Source organism: Nonomuraea sp. NPDC049714, assembly GCF_044465295.1.
In the GTDB taxonomy this organism is placed as follows: domain Bacteria; phylum Actinomycetota; class Actinomycetes; order Streptosporangiales; family Streptosporangiaceae; genus Nonomuraea.
The window spans coordinates 1-17,897 of record NZ_JBITLM010000015.1; the positions used below are offsets into that span (position 1 = coordinate 1).

The 17,897-nt window shown below is 69.7% G+C and carries 17 protein-coding genes; 7 read left to right on the forward strand and 10 right to left on the reverse strand.

All coding sequences use genetic code 11. From position 1 onward, the window contains the following. From ACIBQX_RS41745 to ACIBQX_RS41755, 3 genes are all read right to left on the reverse strand, one after another. Nucleotides 1-295 (reverse strand): FAD-binding protein (locus ACIBQX_RS41745; RefSeq protein ID WP_397014686.1); only part of this gene is annotated, 295 nt, incomplete at its 3' end. 353 nt (nucleotides 296-648) lie between these two features. After that, a complete protein-coding gene (locus ACIBQX_RS41750; protein ID WP_397014688.1) occupies nucleotides 649-3,336 on the reverse strand; it encodes an AAA family ATPase in 2,688 nt (895 codons plus the stop codon). Between the two features lie 644 nt (nucleotides 3,337-3,980). Continuing rightward, complete coding sequence (locus tag ACIBQX_RS41755) at nucleotides 3,981-4,295, reverse strand: hypothetical protein (protein WP_397014690.1); 315 nt, start codon at nucleotides 4,293-4,295, stop codon at nucleotides 3,981-3,983. A 506-nt stretch (nucleotides 4,296-4,801) separates the two neighbouring features. Here ACIBQX_RS41755 and ACIBQX_RS41760 point away from each other — a divergent pair. The 3 genes from ACIBQX_RS41760 (at nucleotide 4,802) to ACIBQX_RS41770 (ending at nucleotide 6,835) form a co-directional block, all read left to right on the forward strand. Further along, the gene (locus ACIBQX_RS41760; RefSeq protein ID WP_397014692.1) at nucleotides 4,802-5,245 is read left to right on the forward strand and encodes a hypothetical protein; all 444 of its coding nucleotides are present in this window, start codon (nucleotides 4,802-4,804) and stop codon (nucleotides 5,243-5,245) included. 224 nt (nucleotides 5,246-5,469) lie between these two features. Then, on the forward strand, nucleotides 5,470-5,871 hold the full coding sequence (locus ACIBQX_RS41765; protein WP_397014694.1) for a hypothetical protein: 402 nt from the start codon (nucleotides 5,470-5,472) through the stop codon (nucleotides 5,869-5,871). Nucleotides 5,872-5,881: 10 nt separating this feature from the next. After that, nucleotides 5,882-6,835, forward strand: coding sequence for a hypothetical protein (locus ACIBQX_RS41770; protein WP_397014696.1), 954 nt, complete (start codon nucleotides 5,882-5,884; stop codon nucleotides 6,833-6,835). A gap of 10 nt (nucleotides 6,836-6,845) precedes the next feature. On the opposite strand, the gene ACIBQX_RS41775 is transcribed toward ACIBQX_RS41770, so the two are convergent. The 3 genes from ACIBQX_RS41775 to ACIBQX_RS41785 form a co-directional block, all read right to left on the reverse strand. Then, a complete protein-coding gene (locus ACIBQX_RS41775) occupies nucleotides 6,846-7,169 on the reverse strand; it encodes a YbaB/EbfC family nucleoid-associated protein (protein ID WP_397014698.1) in 324 nt (107 codons plus the stop codon). A gap of 399 nt (nucleotides 7,170-7,568) precedes the next feature. Beyond that, a complete protein-coding gene (locus ACIBQX_RS41780) occupies nucleotides 7,569-8,501 on the reverse strand; it encodes a hypothetical protein (protein ID WP_397014700.1) in 933 nt (310 codons plus the stop codon). A 342-nt stretch (nucleotides 8,502-8,843) separates the two neighbouring features. Then, nucleotides 8,844-12,002 (reverse strand): hypothetical protein, encoded by a 3,159-nt coding sequence (locus ACIBQX_RS41785; RefSeq protein ID WP_397014702.1) that lies wholly within the window; start codon nucleotides 12,000-12,002, stop codon nucleotides 8,844-8,846. Between the two features lie 143 nt (nucleotides 12,003-12,145). Between ACIBQX_RS41785 and ACIBQX_RS41790 the strand changes: the two genes are divergently transcribed. After that, complete coding sequence (locus tag ACIBQX_RS41790; RefSeq protein ID WP_397014704.1) at nucleotides 12,146-12,553, forward strand: VOC family protein; 408 nt, start codon at nucleotides 12,146-12,148, stop codon at nucleotides 12,551-12,553. A gap of 72 nt (nucleotides 12,554-12,625) precedes the next feature. Continuing rightward, the gene (locus ACIBQX_RS41795) at nucleotides 12,626-13,504 is read left to right on the forward strand and encodes a sigma-70 family RNA polymerase sigma factor (protein ID WP_397014706.1); all 879 of its coding nucleotides are present in this window, start codon (nucleotides 12,626-12,628) and stop codon (nucleotides 13,502-13,504) included. A gap of 100 nt (nucleotides 13,505-13,604) precedes the next feature. Here the strand turns inward: ACIBQX_RS41795 and map are convergent, their stop codons facing one another. The 3 genes from map to ACIBQX_RS41810 all read right to left on the reverse strand — a co-directional run bounded on the left by map (nucleotide 13,605) and on the right by ACIBQX_RS41810 (nucleotide 15,316). Then, nucleotides 13,605-14,429: a type I methionyl aminopeptidase gene (map, locus tag ACIBQX_RS41800; RefSeq protein ID WP_397014708.1), complete on the reverse strand. Its 825-nt coding sequence runs from the start codon at nucleotides 14,427-14,429 to the stop codon at nucleotides 13,605-13,607. Nucleotides 14,430-14,654: 225 nt separating this feature from the next. Further along, nucleotides 14,655-15,032 (reverse strand): YbaB/EbfC family nucleoid-associated protein, encoded by a 378-nt coding sequence (locus ACIBQX_RS41805; RefSeq protein ID WP_397014710.1) that lies wholly within the window; start codon nucleotides 15,030-15,032, stop codon nucleotides 14,655-14,657. 14 nt (nucleotides 15,033-15,046) lie between these two features. After that, the gene (locus ACIBQX_RS41810) at nucleotides 15,047-15,316 is read right to left on the reverse strand and encodes a hypothetical protein (protein WP_397014711.1); all 270 of its coding nucleotides are present in this window, start codon (nucleotides 15,314-15,316) and stop codon (nucleotides 15,047-15,049) included. A 61-nt stretch (nucleotides 15,317-15,377) separates the two neighbouring features. On the opposite strand from ACIBQX_RS41810, the gene ACIBQX_RS41815 reads away from it, so the two are divergent. Both ACIBQX_RS41815 and ACIBQX_RS41820 read left to right on the forward strand, forming a co-directional pair. Continuing rightward, nucleotides 15,378-15,515, forward strand: coding sequence for a hypothetical protein (locus ACIBQX_RS41815; protein WP_397014712.1), 138 nt, complete (start codon nucleotides 15,378-15,380; stop codon nucleotides 15,513-15,515). 6 nt (nucleotides 15,516-15,521) lie between these two features. Continuing rightward, a complete protein-coding gene (locus tag ACIBQX_RS41820) occupies nucleotides 15,522-16,217 on the forward strand; it encodes a hypothetical protein (protein ID WP_397014714.1) in 696 nt (231 codons plus the stop codon). 48 nt (nucleotides 16,218-16,265) lie between these two features. Here the strand turns inward: ACIBQX_RS41820 and ACIBQX_RS41825 are convergent, their stop codons facing one another. Beyond that, on the reverse strand, nucleotides 16,266-17,867 hold the full coding sequence (locus ACIBQX_RS41825; RefSeq protein ID WP_397014716.1) for a carboxylesterase/lipase family protein: 1,602 nt from the start codon (nucleotides 17,865-17,867) through the stop codon (nucleotides 16,266-16,268). Nucleotides 17,868-17,897: the final 30 nt, after the last annotated feature.

Genomic DNA, 17,897 nt, shown 5'->3' on the forward strand with positions numbered 1-17,897 from the left:
CGTCGGTCAGGTCGAACCCGTACGCGCCGAAGACCGCGTTGTCGCGGACGAGGAGGCGGGTGATGTAGACGCTGTCGAGGATGGGGACGTCGAGCGCCGCGTTGATGCCCCCGGCGGCGAGCGAGGTGTGCGCATCCGCCTTCGGCCGTTTGCCCACGGCGAGGACGTCGACGCCATGCTCGGCGAGCTCGATGGCGGCCCGCAGCCCGGCACCTCCCGTGCCGATGACCAGGACGGACGTGGCTATCCGGTTCTCCGGCGCGTGCATGGTGTGCTCCTCAACCCGCGTCTTCACGAAAGCAGTTCCACGAAGCAAGACCGGATAGCGCCGCGATCTGTGACATCCATGCAGGCGTGCACGGTCACTCTTGGCGGGCCGGATGTCCCCGCGCGAGCCGCAGTTCGGTCCGGGGGGTTGGTCTGCCCTATGTCAGCCCAGAACCGGAGACTTGTGGGCCATGATGGCGCGGGCCCTCATAGCCGCGGTCCAGATCGGGACCGTGACCAGCAGGACGTAGATGGCCGCGATCGCCGCGACCACTGCCGCCACGCCGATGAAGGGCGTCGCGAGCGGGAGCGACAGGATGAAACTGGTCGCGCACTCATCGGGGCGACCTGACGTCGACGGCCGGCCAACCGGCTCGTCCTCTAACCTTCTGCTGCTCGGCGGGGAAGGGCGTGGCGGAGCTGCGTTCGGGAGCTGATCCCGAGCTTGAGGAAGATCTTGCGGAGGTGCCACTCGACGGTACGCGGGCTCACGAAGAGACGAGCCGCGACCTCCGGGTTGGACAGGCCGTCCTGCACCAGCAGGGCGATCTGTTGCTCCTGCGGCGTCAACTCCTCACTCGTCGAGGCCGCGTTCTTGCGCTCGCGGCGGATGGTCTCGCCCGTGGCGAGAAGCTCCCGCCGGGCACGCTCGGCGAACGCCTCCATCCCGATCGACACGAATATCTCGTACGCGGTCCGCAGGTGGTCGCGCGCCTCGGCCCGCTGACGGTTGCGGCGCAGCCACTCGCCATACAGCAGGTGAGCGCGCGCCAGTTCGGGGCGCAGGAGCGTCCGGCGCAACCGCTCGATCGCCTCGCGGTAGAGGTCGTCCGCGGCGGCGTCGCCGCTCAGCAGCGCCCGGCAGCGAGCCAGGATTCCCTGGGCCCAGTCGGTGTCGCAGGGTTCCGCCGCGTCCGCCAGACCTTCGAGCGCCTCGTGGGCCGCCGTGTCGTCTCCGGCGCGTGTCGCCGCTTCGACGAGTTCGGGCAGCGCCCATTGGGAGACGAGCAGGTTGGCGCTCTGGGCGGTGGCCTGGGCCGCCGGCAGCGCCTCCTCATATCGTGCGAGGCCGTTGTAGAGGACCGAGGCCGCCCAGTGGGCGGAGGCGACGCCATTCAGCTGACCACCGGCACCGGCCTCCTCGACCGTGGCGGCGATCAGCGCCGCGGCCGCGGCCTCCTTACCCTGCATTGCCGTCAGCAGGAGCTTGGTGTGCTGCGTCATGGGCACACCCGTAGCGTCGGCGACAGCTTCGGACTGGGCGACGATCGCGGCCGCGGTGGCGAATTCGCCGCTCAGCACGATCGGCAGGGCCAACGCGTGGAGATAGATGGGAAGCTCGGACAGGGCGCCGGCCGTGCGTACCTCCTCGATCACCCTGACCGGCCACTCGGCCATGATCCGGTCATCCCAGAGCAGCGCGGTCAAGCCACCGGCGGCCCAGCTCCAGTTCATGATGTCCTGTAGGGGAGCGTCGGTGAACGCGGTCATCGCCCTTCGCAACGTGGGCAGCGCGGCTCTCCGGCCGTCGGTGATGAGCAGCGCGTAACCCTCGAGGACGAGATCGAGGGCACGCGGGCCATCTTCGGGACAGGGAAGTTCCCCCATCGCCCGCGAGATCGCCATGAGGCTGTCCCGGTTCGCGGCCCCATAAGATGCGCTGGCCCAGGCGATGAGATAGGTTTCCCGCGCCAGATCCATATCGAAGGGCTCCAGTCGCTGCGCGGCCGTCAGCAACATCGGTGGCGCCTCGTTGTTGAAGCCGGCCGAGAACGCGATGTGACCGCGCACCAGGTGGGCTCGCACGCGTTGGAATTCGCTCTGGGCGTCCCGGTCGGCGAGGTCGACGAATCGGCGCGCGGCGTCGATGTCGCCCGCCCGTAGGCTGGCGTCCGCGGCCGTCAAGGCACGTTCGGCGCGCCGCGAGGTGTCCATGGTCAGTGCCACGGATCGCTGCAGGAACGCCGCCGCGGCGGCCAGCCCACCGCGCGCCTGCGCCCGGCCGGCGGACCGTTCGAGCTCGGCGGCGACGGCCTCGTCAGGCGCGGCTGTCGCGGACGCCAGGTGCCAGGCACGGCGATCCGGGTCGGTTGTCGCGTCGGCGGCCTCCGCCAGCGCCAGATGCACCGCCCGGCGATCCTCGTCCTTCGCCGACCCGTACACGGCCGACCGCACGAGCGGGTGACGGAAGATCACCCGTGCGCCGAACACCAGCAGCCCGTCCGTCCCGTTCCCCTGGGCCGTCTCCGGGGTGACCCCGAGCCGTTCGGCGGCACGCCGTACCAGGGCGGGGTCGCCGGTAGGCTCGGCGGCGGCGAGCAGCAGCAGCAGGCGGGTCTGCTCGGGCAGGTCTTCGATCCGGGCCAGGAAACTTTGCTCGATCCGGCTCGGCAGCGTGTCTGCGCGCAGCAGGCCGAATCCGCCCGCCTGCTGGGTCACGGTCAGCTCACGCGGTAGCTCCAGCAAGGCAAGCGGGTTGCCTCTGGTCTCGGCCACGAACCGATTGCGGATGTGTTGATCGAGCCGGGTGTGCGTCACCGAGTCCAGCAGGGCGTGGGCGTCGGCGGCCTTCAGCCCGGTGACCTCCAGCTCCGGCAGTCCGAGCAAGTCCTGAGCCCGCTGGCGAGAGCTGAAGACGAGGGCGACCGACTCCGCCAGCAGTCGCCGGGCGACGAAGCCGAGGACCTGCGCCGAGGACCGGTCCATCCACTGTGCGTCGTCCACCACACACAGCAGCGGATGCCCCTCCGAGGCATCCGACAGCAGACTCAGCACCGCCAGCCCGACCAGGAACCGTTCCGGCGGGGCTCCCGCTCGCGTCCCGAACACCGTCTCGAGCGCATCGCGCTGTGGCGCGGGAAGGTTCCTCAGCCGATCCAGCAGCGGCGCGCATAACTGATGCAATGTGGCGAAAGCCAATTCCATCTCGGACTCGACACCGGCCGCACGCAGCACCCGCATGCCGGCCGCCGAGTTTTCCGCGTACTCCAGGAGCGCCGACTTTCCGACTCCCGGCGCGCCGTGCATCACGAGCACGCGGCTCTCCCCCCTGCGGACGGCCGCGATCATCTGATTGAGGAGAGCACACTCCGACCCCCGCCCGAGCAGACCAACGTTCTTACCGTGCCCGGCGCCCCGCCTGCTTTGGTCCACGGTCCTCCTTTTGTCCCCATTGCACGACTCTGATACTCCCACGGCCTACGCCAGGCCAAGCTTCCGGTCCAAGGGATGTCGGCAACGATCTGTCATGAAAGGCGCGACGGCGTTCGGCCAGGTCAGCGGCTTGCACCGGACAGAGCAGTGGGTGGTTCCGCCGGTGACACCCGAGCTCACGCTTTCGTGCGATGTGTACGGCGAAGCGGCAGGAGACAGTCGTCGGTATGAACCTCAAATGCCGCCATGTGGCCAGGACGCTTCCACCCATTCCGCCGAACCACACCGACGGCTACGAGTCCTGCGGGCGATGGGCGGCCGATGGGTGGAACTGCGCGAACGCCTGACCTGCGGCCACGTCGGCTGCTGTGACACCTCCTCCGGCCGCCACGCTGCCGAGCGCTGGGCCGCCATCGGCCACGCGGCGACCGCCTCGCTGGAGCCCGGCGACCGCTGGGGCAGGTGCTATACCGACCGGCGCCACCTCAGCTCGGTACGGCGGGCAGGCCGGGATCAGCGCCCGGCGGCGGGGTCCTGTTCGAGCACGAGCCGGGTGAGCTCTACGCGGGAACTGATCCCGGGCCGATGAGCTCGGCGAGCTGGTCGAGGGAGACGGTCCTGCCCAGCACCGAGGCGATCTGCGCGATCTGCTTGGCCTGCGGTGAGACCTGCTCCAGGCGGTGCTGGACGGAGGCGTGGAAGCGTAGCGGCAGGCGCTGCCTGCTCAGCCGGGCGACGCCGTCGGTGACGGTGACCCCGCCTTCATCGAGCACGCCGTTGATCAGCTCGGTGAGCAGCAGCGGACGGCCCCCGGCCTGTTGCGCCATCCGCAGCATGGCAAGGTCGGGCGTGGCCGCCGGCAGGTCGCCGGCCATCGCCGCGACCGCCTCGCCGGCCAGGGGCGCGAGCGTGAGCAGGTGGCCGCCGGTCAGGCTCAGCGCGGAGATCGTGGCACGGACGTCGGGGTTGAGCGGCCCGGTCCGCGCGGCGAGGATCCAGGCGATGGGTGCGGTGACAGGCGCTGCGGGAGGGTGCGCAGGGCCAGCTTAGGGGCGTGTATGGCAGGAGGTTCGGCTCAGGAGATGGTGGTCTGGCCCCGGCAACTGGCATTGGTGGTGGCACCGGCGTACGGCGGGTCGTTCGCGTCGTGGGTGGATCGGGTGACCCTGTGGAACGGATGCCCGTCGTGGACGACAGTCGAGGCGTTAGGCGCAGTTCTTCGGCAGCCGGGCATGTCCGAAGTGCCAGCGGCTTCGGGGGAGTGTGGTCGGTCTGGTGGAAACTGGGCTGGGCTGGGCTGCGGTTTGTCCCGCGCATAGGACGCTGCTGGTGGATCTCTGCCCGAGATGCCGCGTTTCCGTGCGACGTGCAGAATGCGCGGATGGAGTTGCGTCCTGAACTGCTGCCCCCGCAGGTCAATCCCCAGCGCATTGAGGAACTGGGCTGTGAGATCGACAGGATCGCGGAGCCGAGCGGCGACGTCGCCCATGAGGCGGTGGCCATGTTCAAGGAGACGACGGGCCACGGTTATTCGGAGTTCCGAAATCATCGGGTGGCCGAGTCCCGTGAGGAAGCCGCCCTGCGGGCGGCGCGGCCCAGTTATCCGCGGGTTCCGGACCTCACGCGCGATGAGCTTGTCGAGATCGTCCGTAGGATCCAGACGTGCCTGCCTCCGGACCAGGACTGGTACCTGCTGGTATTGAAGACCAACACATCGCATCCGGCAGTGAGCGATCTCATCTTCTGGCCGCCGCCTGAACTGGAGTCGGCATCCGCCGAGGAGATCGTCGATGCGATTTTGGCTTACCGGCCGATCGCGCTGTGACGTGGGTCGATCGATCCTCCTCGCGGGCCAGGGCCCCCGGTGTGGCGTCAGATGCTGGATGGGGTCAAGTCCGTTCCCTGGCGTACGGCATCGTGGCAACCCCCGGAGATGTGTCAGGCGATCAGGGCTGCCACGAGAGCGCACACTTGCAACAAAGTGATCATCCTCCGGTAATCGGCGGGACAGAGACTGGACACGCAGCGGAGTCCGTGGAGGTGATCATCTTGGAGCTCGACCATACGAGCATGGAGGCAGCCGGCCGGGCGATCCACACCGAGGGAGGGGAGTTCCGGCGAAGCGAGGACCGGCTCGGCACGCAGCTGGAGCGGTTCATCCCCTACTTCGGCAACCCGTCCAGCGACGAGGCGGCGCGCATCTTCCGCCTGGGCGAGGACGGCCACCCCGGCTTCGACCACGCCTACGAGGACCTGAGCAAGGCCCTGACCGACCTGAGCGAGGCGTACCAGGTCATCGGCGCCGCCGTGGTGGCGATGAGCAAGAACATCAAGGCGGCCGACCTGGCCAGCATGATCGACAAGGACGCCTTCGTGCAGGATCTCCTCACGTTCGCCGAGCGCGAGAACGACGACATCGGCGTGCCGACCACTCCCGTCGAGCGGGCCTGAGGAGGCGGACATGCCCATCGGGGTCGCGACCAAGGTCGCCCTGGGCGGTATGGCCGGTGCCGGCGCGGCCGGGATCCTGGCGCCCGAGTTTCTGTTCGGCATCTCGTACCTGGAAGGCGACCCGGACAAGATCCGCGAGGCGGCCGACGTCCTGGACGACATCGCCGACGCCATCGACACCCACTTCCGCGAGGCGAACACGGCCGCCAAGGCCGTCTGGACGAAAAGCTCCGGTCCGGCGGTCGACGAGTTCGAGAAGTTCTGGACCGAGCGGTACGGCCCGGCCGTCCTCGCGGTCTCGCTCAAGCACCGCAGGGCGGCCAATGCCTGTCGCGCCTACGCCGACGTCATCGAGAAGGTCAACCACGCGCTGCGAGTGCTGTGCTGGATCATGACGGTGGACATGATGTACACCATCGGGTACCAGGTGCTCACCTGGAAGCTGCTGCAGGCGATCATGAAGCGGCAGGCGCTGCTGCTCAGGTTCACCGCGCGCCGCTACGTCGCGATGTTGCTGCCCCTGTTCGCCTATTACGTCGCCGACGGCGCCGCGTACGCCAGCGGCGAGGTGCTGCTGCCTCTCGGGCTGAACCTCGCGGGCGGCATCAAGACCGACCTGTCCGGCAACGACGTGCGCTCGGTGAGCCACAACCTGACGGTGTTCCGCGAGCACTTCGTGGCCAACGTGGTCTTCGACGGGGTGGCCGACGCCGGTGTGGCGCTCATGTCCAAGGTGCCGGGCCTGCGCACGGTCGCCACCCACGTCAAGCTGCCGAACGGCACGACGCTGAACACCGGCGGCTTCATCCCCCGGATGACCGCCTCGACCATGTACTCGGTGGCCCTGGACGCGCAGCACGGCGACAACCCGCTCCCCGGCACCGAGCACGGGCTGACCGAGGAGGAGATGTACCAGAAGTTCGTCATCCACGGCACCCGCAGCCTCATACCCCGGATCTTCTGATGGGGTGCCCCTACCGGCCGTTCGTCTCCAGATATGGCCGGGTCAGCTCCATGACCCGGCGGGCCGCGTCCTCGGTCGCCCGCCGCGACAGCTCCGTGATCGTCTCCGCCAGTTCTTGCGAGCCCAGCCGCATCGCGCGGGGATCGATGTGCAGCCCCATCAACTGCCCCGAGGCCGACACCCGCACCCTGACCTTGTCATCCGTACTGGCCGCCTGGCCGACGACGTCCCCCATTTCGGCCATGACGTCGGAGAACTCCTTGGAGTTCGCTCGGAACTCCGTCATGAGCCGGTCGAGTTCGGGGTCGCCGGTACGTCGCTCGCGTTCTGCCATGGTGCATTATCTACCTAATGGGCATATACATGACAATAGGTAAATTTCATGACATATGGGGTGTGAGAGCGGACATTGGGCTTCTTTCCACTTGGGTAGCGGCCTCTTCGAGGAGTCGCAGGCTCATGTGATCAGGTTCCGCACCTGTCCGGCCTTGCCGGAGGGCGGCGCGTCTCCTGTCGGGTGGCAAAGGTCAGGCGATGAGGGTGGGCAGTGACTTCGTGGCCCGCCCAGTTCAGCGCGACCTCGCCGGACGCGAGTGATCCAGCGCGACCTCGCCGGACGCGAGTGATCCAGCGCGACCTCGCCCTTCATCCTGGCAAAGAAACGAGTTTCGGACACCGATTTCATCGATGAGGAAGTCTCTGTTGTTGCCATCTTCCCTGCGGAAGGCGTCGATCAAATGGCGCACCAGGGAAAGGTGGGAGATGGCGTCGGCGGCCAGACGCATTCCTCATGAGTGAATCCTCGTTGGAAGAGGATACTCGGTGACGACTGGTAGCTCTTGGGAACACCGAAGGCGACAAGGGCCGCTGTCTGTCGAACGTCCTCTTCGTAGTACGACTTGCCGATCCAGGTTGCTCGCAAGTCAGGAACCCCCGGCCTGGGGCTATCCGACGGAACGATCTTGTCGCAGCTGGTGATCGTAAAGGACGTCGAGAATGGGCCTACAGTGAGACCGATGGGCAAAGATCCACAGGGGTTGAATTGCAGGGTCGCCTTGGGATCCCAGTCATTCCAAACGATGTTCCGGTCGTTCGCGAAGGGCTCCGCGGCCACGTAACACCCGTTGACCTGATCGAAGGGGTGACCCGCCAGTGCATGGCATGACGCATACATGCGGAAGGCGTAGTTCTTGCGCGTCGCCGCCTCGTAGTCCATGCGGCCCCACTGCCCGCAAGCCCGCATCCAGCCGATATGTTCCGCGTCCTCCCACTCGTAGCAACTGGGTTCTTGCCAGTCCACATCTTGCTGAATCGTCGCGCCGCCGTCCGCGGGCGTTGCCGAAGTGGGCATTGTCTCGACCGTGGTCATGCTCGTGGTTGAACCACCGGATCGCGCCTCGGTTCCACTGGTGATAGGGCGAGCGCCTTTGGGCTGGATGGCGCATTCGGCGCCGTGCGCCTGAATCTCGTAGTTGCGGGCGTTGACGTCGAGTTTCCAGTCCTTCTTGATGCCTTCCACGAAATCGCGGATAGCGGCGTCCTTGTCACCGATGTGGTCGCACGCGGACGGCGACGTGCGTGAGCCCGTCGCGGACCCGGCAGGAACCGGCGCGGCGATCAGCATGACTGTGGCGGACAACGTTACGACGGAGAGTAATTTCCTCATGAAACGCCTTCCGATATCTTCGTGAATACGGAGGGCATGAGACCTCCTTGATGAGGTTCTCCACGTCACAAGCAAAGCATGCCGGACTGGATTTATGAATGTGCCCCGGTTCAGTAGATACATCAGGGCTTGTAACTACGCGGCAGCATGGTCGGGTTCTCGGGCGTTCTTGAGCGCGGTTCCCGGACCCGGTTCGTGGCCGCCACCGGACGAGATCGTGAGACCCAGACTGACGATCGGGCAATGACTTCTCGGAGTCATGGCATCCACTCGATGGCACTTGATCTTCGACTGCTGGTCGGGAGCAGGTCCGAGCTCGTTCGGCGAAGATCGTGCGGAGTCCTAGGCGTCGGGCCGGAGCCGCCAGAGCTGGACCGCGCCACTGCGGCAGCATGTCGCGAGCAGCGATGCGCCGGCGTCGAAGGCGACCCTCGTCGCGAAGTCCGGCTGGGGGATCCGCAGGACTTCGGCCCAGGTCCGGGCGTTCCAGAGGACCGAGGCCGGGGCCCGGGCGGCCATGGCGAGCAAGAGGCCGTCGGGGCTGAAGGCGAGGCTCTGCGAGCCCTCCGGGATGGTGTGCACGGCGACGCCGGTCGCGACGTCCCAGATCCGGGTGACCCGGTCGCCCGCGGTGGCCAGCCACGTGCCATCGGGGCTGAAGGCGACGTCGTTCACCCCTTCTGAGCTCAGGCTCCTGTCGACGCCCTCCAGCCGGAGCAGCGCGGCGCCGGTGGAGGCGTCCCAGACCTCGGCCGCGCGGTGATCGCGCTGAGGGAGGTAGATGCCGGCGGTCCCGGTGGCGACGCGCGTGCCGTCAGGGCTGAAGGCCACGCTGTTCACCCAGCTGTCGTGGGCGATCGTCAGGAGCTCCGTCCCGTCGGCGACGTCCCAGATCCGGGTGCTGCCCGCCCGGCTGCCGCTGGCGATCCGGCCGCCGTCGGGGCTGAAGGCGAGCGCGTTCACCCAGTCGTCGTGGACGAACTCGCGGTGGCGGGCGCCGGTCGCCGCGTCCAGGATCCAGACCTTCCCGTTGCCCCAATCGGTGGCGCGCAGGTCGAAGGTGCCGCCGGCCACGGCGATCCAGCGGCCATCGGGGCTGTGGACGGCCTGGGCATGGATGGCCGCGTAGCGCTCGAAGCGCGAAGCCAGGCCGCCGTAGCGGAAGGTCCGCTGGATCTTTCCGTGGATATCGACCACGTGGGTCCGGCCCGTCGTGGTCAGCGCCAGGCTCTCGCCGCCGGGGTGGAAGGCGACGTCCAGGATTTCCTTGAAGCCCTCGAACGTCTGGACGTGGACGGGCCGCAGGTCGGCCGGGTCCCCCCGTGGGGGCATCCGCACCACGGGCGTGGGCGGCCGGGCCGCGCGCGGAGGCGGCGCCGGGCGGAGGCGGGCCGAGAGGTGATCTTGGAACTCGGCGTGGCGGAACTGGTAGACCGGTCCGACCACGCGGAGCAGGCCGAGCCGGTGGGCGTCGTCCAGGAACCGCATCAGGCGGCGGGGCAGGTCGCCGCGGCGAGCGAGCCGCGCGGACGCGATGAGGTACACCGGCCAGGCGTGCCTGGTGCCGCTGACGAAGGCGGAGAGAGCGCCCGCCGCCGCAGTCAGAGCGGTGACCACGACGGCCGACTCCGGCCGGGCGATCGCCGCGACGCCGCCGCCGATCATCGCGCCCGTCACCGCCCCGGCCGCGGCGCGGGTGAACGTGAGCCGCCGGTCGGCCCGCCACTGGTCCATCGGCCCGCCCGCCGCGTCGCCGTCCATCCACGCCGACACGGCGCCGTTGAGCAGGCCGAGGGTGAAGGTCAGGCCGTACAGGACGAGAAGTGCGAGCGTGAACGGGAAGTCGCCCGCGCCGAGCGCCACCGCCAGGACGTGCAGCCCCGCGAGCACCCCGCCGAACACCGCGAACAGCACGACGGGCAGCACGGCCTTCGACCTGATCTGCTGGACCAGCGGGCCGAGCCGGCCGCGGATCCCGACGTCGGCCGACCCCGGCAGATCGCGCTCCCACGACCAGCGATCGCCCGCGGGCCCCTCGTGGTATTCGGTGAGGACGATCACCGCCGCCGTCAGAGCCCACCCCCACGGGACGCCGAGGGCGAACTGCCCGACCGCCACCGCCCACAGGACGCCGCTCAGCACCATGCCGAGGTAACCGAAAGGCCCTGGCGGCCGGTGGATCAGCACGCCCGCCCCCAGCCGCCACCAGGCGAGGTCGCGGCTGCCGAGGCTCGCCCGGCCGACCTCCCGCTCCGGGTTCGGCGTGTGGTCGAGCAGCACGGCGAGGTTCCCCAGCCACCGGGTGACCTGCTCGGGGGTGTACGGTCGGCGCGGGCGGAACAGGTCGGTCTCGGGGCGCGACGTCCACGGGCGGGCGGCGATCGCGGTCGGGATCAACCGGTCGAACAGATGCGCCCGGAGCGCGGACGCCGTGGGGAACCGCTCTGTGTCGAGCAGCACCCCGGGGGATTCCCGGGCGTCGGCGTAGGTGGTGCGCAGCAGCCACAGACCCAGCGGGTTGGCCGCCGTCTCCGCGAGCGGGCCGCGCGCCTCGCCTTCAAGGTGGGCGATGACGTCCTGCCAGCCCGGTTCGGGGACCGTCCGGCCGATCACGGCCGAGAGATAACCGGCCGCCGCGTGGCCCGGCATCGGCTCGGCCTCTATCACCGCGCTGTCGCTGATGGTCTGCCCCGCCCGCACCGCCTCGCCGTACTCGCGCCGGCGGCAGGTGATGATCAGCCGGTTCCGCCGCGCGAGGGCGGCGTTCAGGCCTGTCAGGATCAGCGGGCGGACCTCGGCGGGGACCTCGTCCAGCCCGTCCAGGACCGGGATGACGCGGGCGTCGGTGAACAGGTTCGCGGCGGTGTCAGGACCGAAGTCGCGCAGCCAGCCGTACCCCTGATCGAGACGGGCGGCGAACCAGCCGGCGAAGTCCGGATGGACGGCCGGATCCCACCCGGCCGCCGACACCAGCACGGGCACCGGGCCCTCGGTGTCCTCGGCCAGGCAGAGCAGGAGTTGGATGGCGAGCGTCGTCTTCCCGGCCCCGGCCTCGCCCAGGATGATCAGTCGCCCGCCCGGCAACGCGCGGTAAGCCTCCGCCAGCGCGTCGATACGGTCAGCCGACCCCGACCAGGTCACCTCTCCGGATACGGTCACGCCGTCGGAGCCGGGGACGAAACGCGGCTCAGCGGTGAGGTTCCAGCGCACGGGCATCGGCCGCGGATTGGCCAGCGACAGCACCTTCGACTCGGCCACCCACTGACGCGTCACCGCGAGGCGCAGCGACGCGACCGCCTCCTCGGCGGAGGCCGGGCGCGAGCGCGCCAGCTCGATCCGGATCGACCAGACCACGAGCACGGCCACGAGCAGCGCGGTGAGCGGGCCGAACCACCACGCGTCCACCGCCACGGTGCTGGTCCAGAGGTTGCCGACAAGACCGATCGCCACCGGGATGAGCACGAGCGTGACGGGCGACACCTTCCGGCTTCTGGGACTCACGATCACATTCTGCGGCCGGGACGGCCGAATGAAAACGCCGTGTCCGGCCGCCTCGACGTTACCTTCCGGCGCTCGTGCCCGTCATACGAGCGACGGCCGTGTACGCGCACGGTCGTGGACCGGCGACGAAATTGGAGACCAGGGTGCTGACGAACATCATGTATGTGACGGTCGACGTGACCGATCAGGATCGGGCGCTGAAGTTCTACACCGAAGGGCTCGGCCTGGAGAAGCGCATCGACCACCCGGGACCGGAAGGGCGCTTCCTCACCGTGGGCGTCCCCGATGGCCCGGTCGAGATCATCCTCTGGTCGCAGGCGCCGGCCGGGGGACAGCCGGACGAGAAGCGGCCGGGTGCCGCCGCCGGCCCGCTCATCCTCGAGTCGGACGACCTGAGAAAGGACTTCGAGGTGTTCCGCCGGCGAGGTGTGACCTTCGATCAGCCCGAGCCGGAGGACTACCCGTTCGGCGTTCGCATCGAGGCGGTGGATCCGGACGGCAACCGGATCTCGCTCCGCCAGCAGCGCCGCCGGAACCGTGCCGATGGCTGACCGACCGTGGACCATGCGACGATCCAGGTCCGCCGTGACCCATGAACGAGCAGATCCGAGGAAGGCCACAGGATGACTGACACCAGCCGGACGGACCTGCTGGCCGACGCGTTCGAGGCCCAGCGCGACCGGCTGAGCGCGGTCGCCTACCGCGTGCTCGGATCGCACGCCGACGCCGAGGACGTGGTCCAGGAGGCCTGGATGCGGCTCGCCCGCCAGGACGCGACGACCATCGCGAACCTGGCGGGCTGGCTGACCACGGTGGTCGGCCGGATCAGCCTGGATGTCCTGCGGTCCCGCCAGACCCGCCCCGAGGAGTCCTACGGGGACGGGTTGTCGGACCTCGTGATCACGGTCGACGACAGCGCTGAGCCCGAGGAGACCGTGTCGCTCGCCGACTCGGTGGGGCTCGCGCTGCTCGTCGTCCTGGACGTGCTCGGGCCCAGCGAGCGGCTCACGTTCGTGCTGCACGACCTGTTCGCGGTGCCGTTCGCCGAGATCGGCCAGATCCTCGGCAAGTCCGCCGACGCCACCAAGATGATCGCCAGCCGCGCTCGCCGGAAGGTGCGGGCAACCGAGCGGCCGACGATCCTGCGACGAGAGCAACGACAGGTCATCAAAGCCTTCCGCGCGGCCACGGCGGGCGGCGATTTCGAGGCGCTGCTGCGCGTGCTCGACCCGGACGTGAGGCTGACGGTCGACACTCCGGGCGGGGTGGTCGTCACCCTCGGCGCCACCGCGGTCGCCACCGGTGCGCGGATGGTCTCCGGCGCTGTCGCACGCCATCAGGCGGTGCTCGTCAACGGCCTTCCCGGGTACGTCTCCTGGCGCGAGGACGGAACCCCGCTCTCCATCATCTCCTTCACGGTCGCCGGCGGCCGGATCACCGCCATCGCGATCGTCGCTGACCCGGCCAGGCTCGCGTCGATGCACCTGCCGGACCCGGCGTGAGCACGCCGCTGAGCAGGGTCGGCGCCTGTGATCCGCGACGGACCGGGCAGCCGCCGTCGGCGTGCTAGGCGTGCTAGGCGTGCTAGGGGTGCTAGGGGTGCTAGGCGCCCTGCGCGGACAGGCGACCGGCGTGATCACCCCTCGTCACGGGGGTCTCCGGCTCACGCCGGGTGAGCACCAAGGGGGCGTCCTCGGTGATGGCGATCGTGTGCTCGGAGTGGGCCGTGCGTGAGCCGTCGGCCGACCGGATGGTCCAGCCGTCGGCGTCGTAGACGATCCGGTCGGTCGTGCGGGCGAACCAGGGTTCGAGCGCGAGGGTCAGGCCCGGCCGGAGTGTGAGACCGCGCCCCGCCCGGCCCTTGTTCGAGACGTGGGGCGACTCGTGCATGGTGCGGCCGATGCCGTGGCCGCCGAACTCGGTGTTGACCGGATAGCCGTAGTCGTGGGCCACCCCTCCGATGGCCGCCGAGATGTCACCCAGGCGATTGCCCGGACGCGCTGCCTCGATCGCCGCCTCCAACGCTTCCTCGGTGGCACGGATGAGCCGCAGGTCCTCCTCGGCGGCGGTCCCGACGACGACCGTGCGCGCCGAGTCGGCCACCCAGCCGTCGACGCTGACCGCGAGGTCCGCGCTGAGTACGTCGCCGTCACGCAGCGTGTAGTCGTGGGGCAGGCCGTGCAGGACGGCGTCGTTCACCGACAGGCAGATGACGTTGCGGAACGGGCCGCGTCCGAAGGACGGCGAGTAGTCCCAGTAGCACGACTCCGCCCCGCGCCGTTCGATCATGCCGCGCACATGGCGCTCCAGGTCCAGGAGGTTGACGCCCACGTCGGCGAGCCGGCCGATCTCGGACAGCACCTCGGCGACGAAACGCCCGGCCACGTGCATGCGCTTGATCTCCGCAGGCGTCTTCAGTTCGATCACGAATGCCTCGCATCACAGGTGTTGGTATAGTTATACCGGAACTCTAACACGCGCCGGTATAGTAATACCATTCCTGTCCTGGGGGGAGGGTCCGCGACCAGGCGGAAGGCGCGCACGCGGCCGGATCTCGCCGGAAACGCTGAGCAAGATCGAGGCCGGACGACGTGGAACCGGCCGGTCGCCGATGGCCGGCGCATCGCCGGCATCAGCCTGTCGATGCGCGGATCAGTTCCAGTCGGTCAGCAGGCGCTGGAACTGCTCGTTCGCCTCCACGGGGTCGTAGCCCGGCAGGGCCTCGCGCATGAGGTCGTGGGCCTGGCGCTGGGCGTCCTCGCACGCCACGTGCACCGCCGCGAGCGTCTCCTCGGCCAGCTCGCGGCTGTCCATGCGCGTCGAGCGTGGGCCATAGACGATGTCGAGGACGCGGCCGTTCACGTCCACGGTCGCCTTTACCTGGTCCGGTGCGGTCTCGCCCGCTCCGACGATCTGGTCGAGGTCATCCTGCGCCGTCTCGAGCCAGGCCAGCACCCGCTCACCTTGCCGGGCCACCTCGTCGATGCCCTGATCCGAGATGGCGGCGGGGTCGAACTGCTGGCCGTGCACGCTTGCCTCCGAGCCTAGGAAAGAAGATCGCGGGCCACCTGCTCGACCCGATGGCGGACGAAGGTCTCGTCGAGCGGTTCGGGCAAGGCCGCGGCGCTCTCGGCCGCGTCCGCGATCTCCTGCGCCTTGCCCGCCGCGTCCTCCTGCGCCGCCCTGAGCACCGCCGCCACCTCATGGCCGAGCGCCGACCGGCCGAGTCGCAGCGCTCGCGGGTCGATGTGCAGCCGGGTCAACCCGCCCTGGCCGTCGGCGGCCGCTTCGAGCAGTCCGTCCTTTCGTGGCACGGACCGCCGCGTCGGCTCCGCCCGCCCGGAAGAGAAAGCGCTCAGAGAGCTCGAGGACAGCATGCGGCGGCAGCAGTACGAACAGCCGGACATGCCGTCCAGCGGCGGCGGCACGTACAACAGCGGCAGCCAGGCGCGCGCCGACCGCTATCCCACCGCGGAAGAGTGGGAACAGCAGAAGAAGAACAGGAGGTGGTGACAGCCGATGCAGACGCAAGCAGGTGACGATCTGATCGAGCGCATCCGCACGCATCCGGCTGACGACGACATCGTGGGCCCGGCGGCCAACGACCTCCTGAGCGAGCTGTACGCGGGGTATCCCGTCGAGAATCTCGGCAAGCTCCTCCACAGCGACAACGAGGTGCTCGTCGGGACGGGAGCCTGGTTGCTCTCGGAGCTGGTCGAGCTCGCCGCCCCGATGATGGACGAGGTCCCGGCCCTGCTCGCCAGCCCGCTCCGCGCCGTCCGGTACAACGCGACGGCGGTGGTGCTGGAGAACGCCGACGAGCGGCACGGGCCCATCATCGCCCAGGTCATGAATCTGAGCCGGGACCCGGAGAGCGCCGTCCGCTGGAAGGTCCTCGAGTTCCTGACCGAGGCCTCGATCGAGCAGCTCCAGGCAGGGGTGTCATGCCTGCCCCCCGGTCAGATGAAGGAGCTGGCCGAGTGGCTGATCCTCGAGGACGGCGAGGAGCCCGACCTGCCCGGCATCGTCATCCGGCTGGAAGCGGGCGACCCGGTGACCCGGCTGTTCGCCGCGGCGGCCGCCGCGAGCCTGTCCGACGAGCAGGACACGAGCCTCCTGGAGCACGCGGCAAGGGTCGAGGAAGAGGAGATCCGCTCGTTCGCCCAGGCACGGCTGAGCGAGCTACGCGAGGACGGTGCCGACCCGGGCGATTGAGAGGGCATGGGGGAGGATCAGAAGGATCGGCTCCCCCGTGCCGGGGTTTCAGCCGAGCGTGTTCCAGAAGGAGCACTGGTGGTCGGCGGCGTAGTCGACCGGCCGCACGGCGTCCGGCACCAGGCCGAGGACGGGCCCCTGCCGGGTGAACCGGGGCCAGCGCGGCGAATCCGGGCTGTTCGGGTCCCCGGTGCGGGCGAAGGTGGTCCAGTAGTCGACCATCCGCGCGCCCAGCCGCTGCTGCGGCGGGGTCGCCAGGAGGTTCGCGCCGCCCAGGTCGAACACGGACGGCAGGTCGCTGGCGTGGGCAGCGCCCGGGGGCAGCCCGGGGACGTCGATGCCGTTGATGTTCGGCGCGTCACGATCGCCGAACTCGTAGGCGTACACGTCGGTGTGGCGGGCCAGCAGCCGGTCGGCCGTCAGGGTGGGGCAGGCCCAGGATCGGTCCGTGATGACCGCCGCCCATGCCATCGCCGGTGAGTCGTACGCGGACAGCGGATAGCGGGCCCGCACCGCGTCGGCCTTCGCCCCGAACGACTTGCGGAGCAGCTCGGGGTAGCGCTCGGCGGTGAACTTCTGACCGGCCATGGCCGCGCCGCCGATGAAGGCGCGCATCTCGTCACGGGTGCCACCGGAGATCACCGGCACCCGGTGGAACCTTCCCTCCCGCAGCGCGCGGGCCGGGTCCGCGGGCAGCAGCGGAGTGCCGTACGTGAGATGGTCGCTGAAGGCGCCCGTGTGCGGCAGGAGCTCGGCCACCGGCAGGTCGCGCAGGCAGTCGAGCGTCCGCTCGGCCGAGCCCTTGCCGCAGCGCAGGCGCGCGGCGAGCGCGGCCCCGTCCTTCCGCGTCGTCGCCAGGGAGGAGTACGGCGCGTGGGCGGGGGAGCTGGGGAAGAGCCCTCCGTCCGGCCAGTCGAGCAGGCACGAGCCGGAGGACACGATCGCCTTGTCGAACAGGCCGGCCGAGGCGGGACTGGTCAGCAGCGCGCAGGTGCTCATGCCACCGGCCGACTGGCCGAAGACGGTGACGTTGCGCGGGTCGCCGCCGAGGGCGGCGGCGTTGCGCCGCGTCCAGCGCAGCGCGGCGATCTGGTCCGCCAGCCCGTACGTCCCCGAGCCCGCCAGCCCCTGGTGCCCGAAGTAGCCGAGCACACCGAGCCGGTAGTTGGCCGTCACCACGATCACGTCGCCCTGGGTGGCGAGGCGCTGGGCGTCGTAGAGGCCGGCGGCGCCGCTGGTGAACCCGCCACCGTGGAACCAGACCATCACCGGCAGCCGCTTGCCGCCGGTGTCGCGCGGCAGGGTGACGTTGACGGAGAGGCAGTCCTCGGCGGTCGGCGGCAGGCCCGGAGTGGGTGCCTGGGGGCACGCGGTGCCGGGCCGGGTGCCGTCGGCCACGCCGTGCCACGGCCGGGCGGCCTTGGGGGGAGCCCAGCGCAGGCGGCCGACGGGCGGCTCGGCGTAACGGACCCCGAGGAACGTCCGGACCGCTCCGGCGTCGGTGCCGCGCACCAGTCCGGACTGCAGGCGGACGACCGGCGCGCCGGTCGCCGGCGTCGGCACGGGCGGGCCCGTCGACTGCGCGGGGGTGGCCACGCCGAGGGTGATCAGGGCGGTGGCGGCGGCCAGTAGGCGGTGCACGATGGTCATGAAGGGCTCTTTCCGGTCGATGGACGCCGG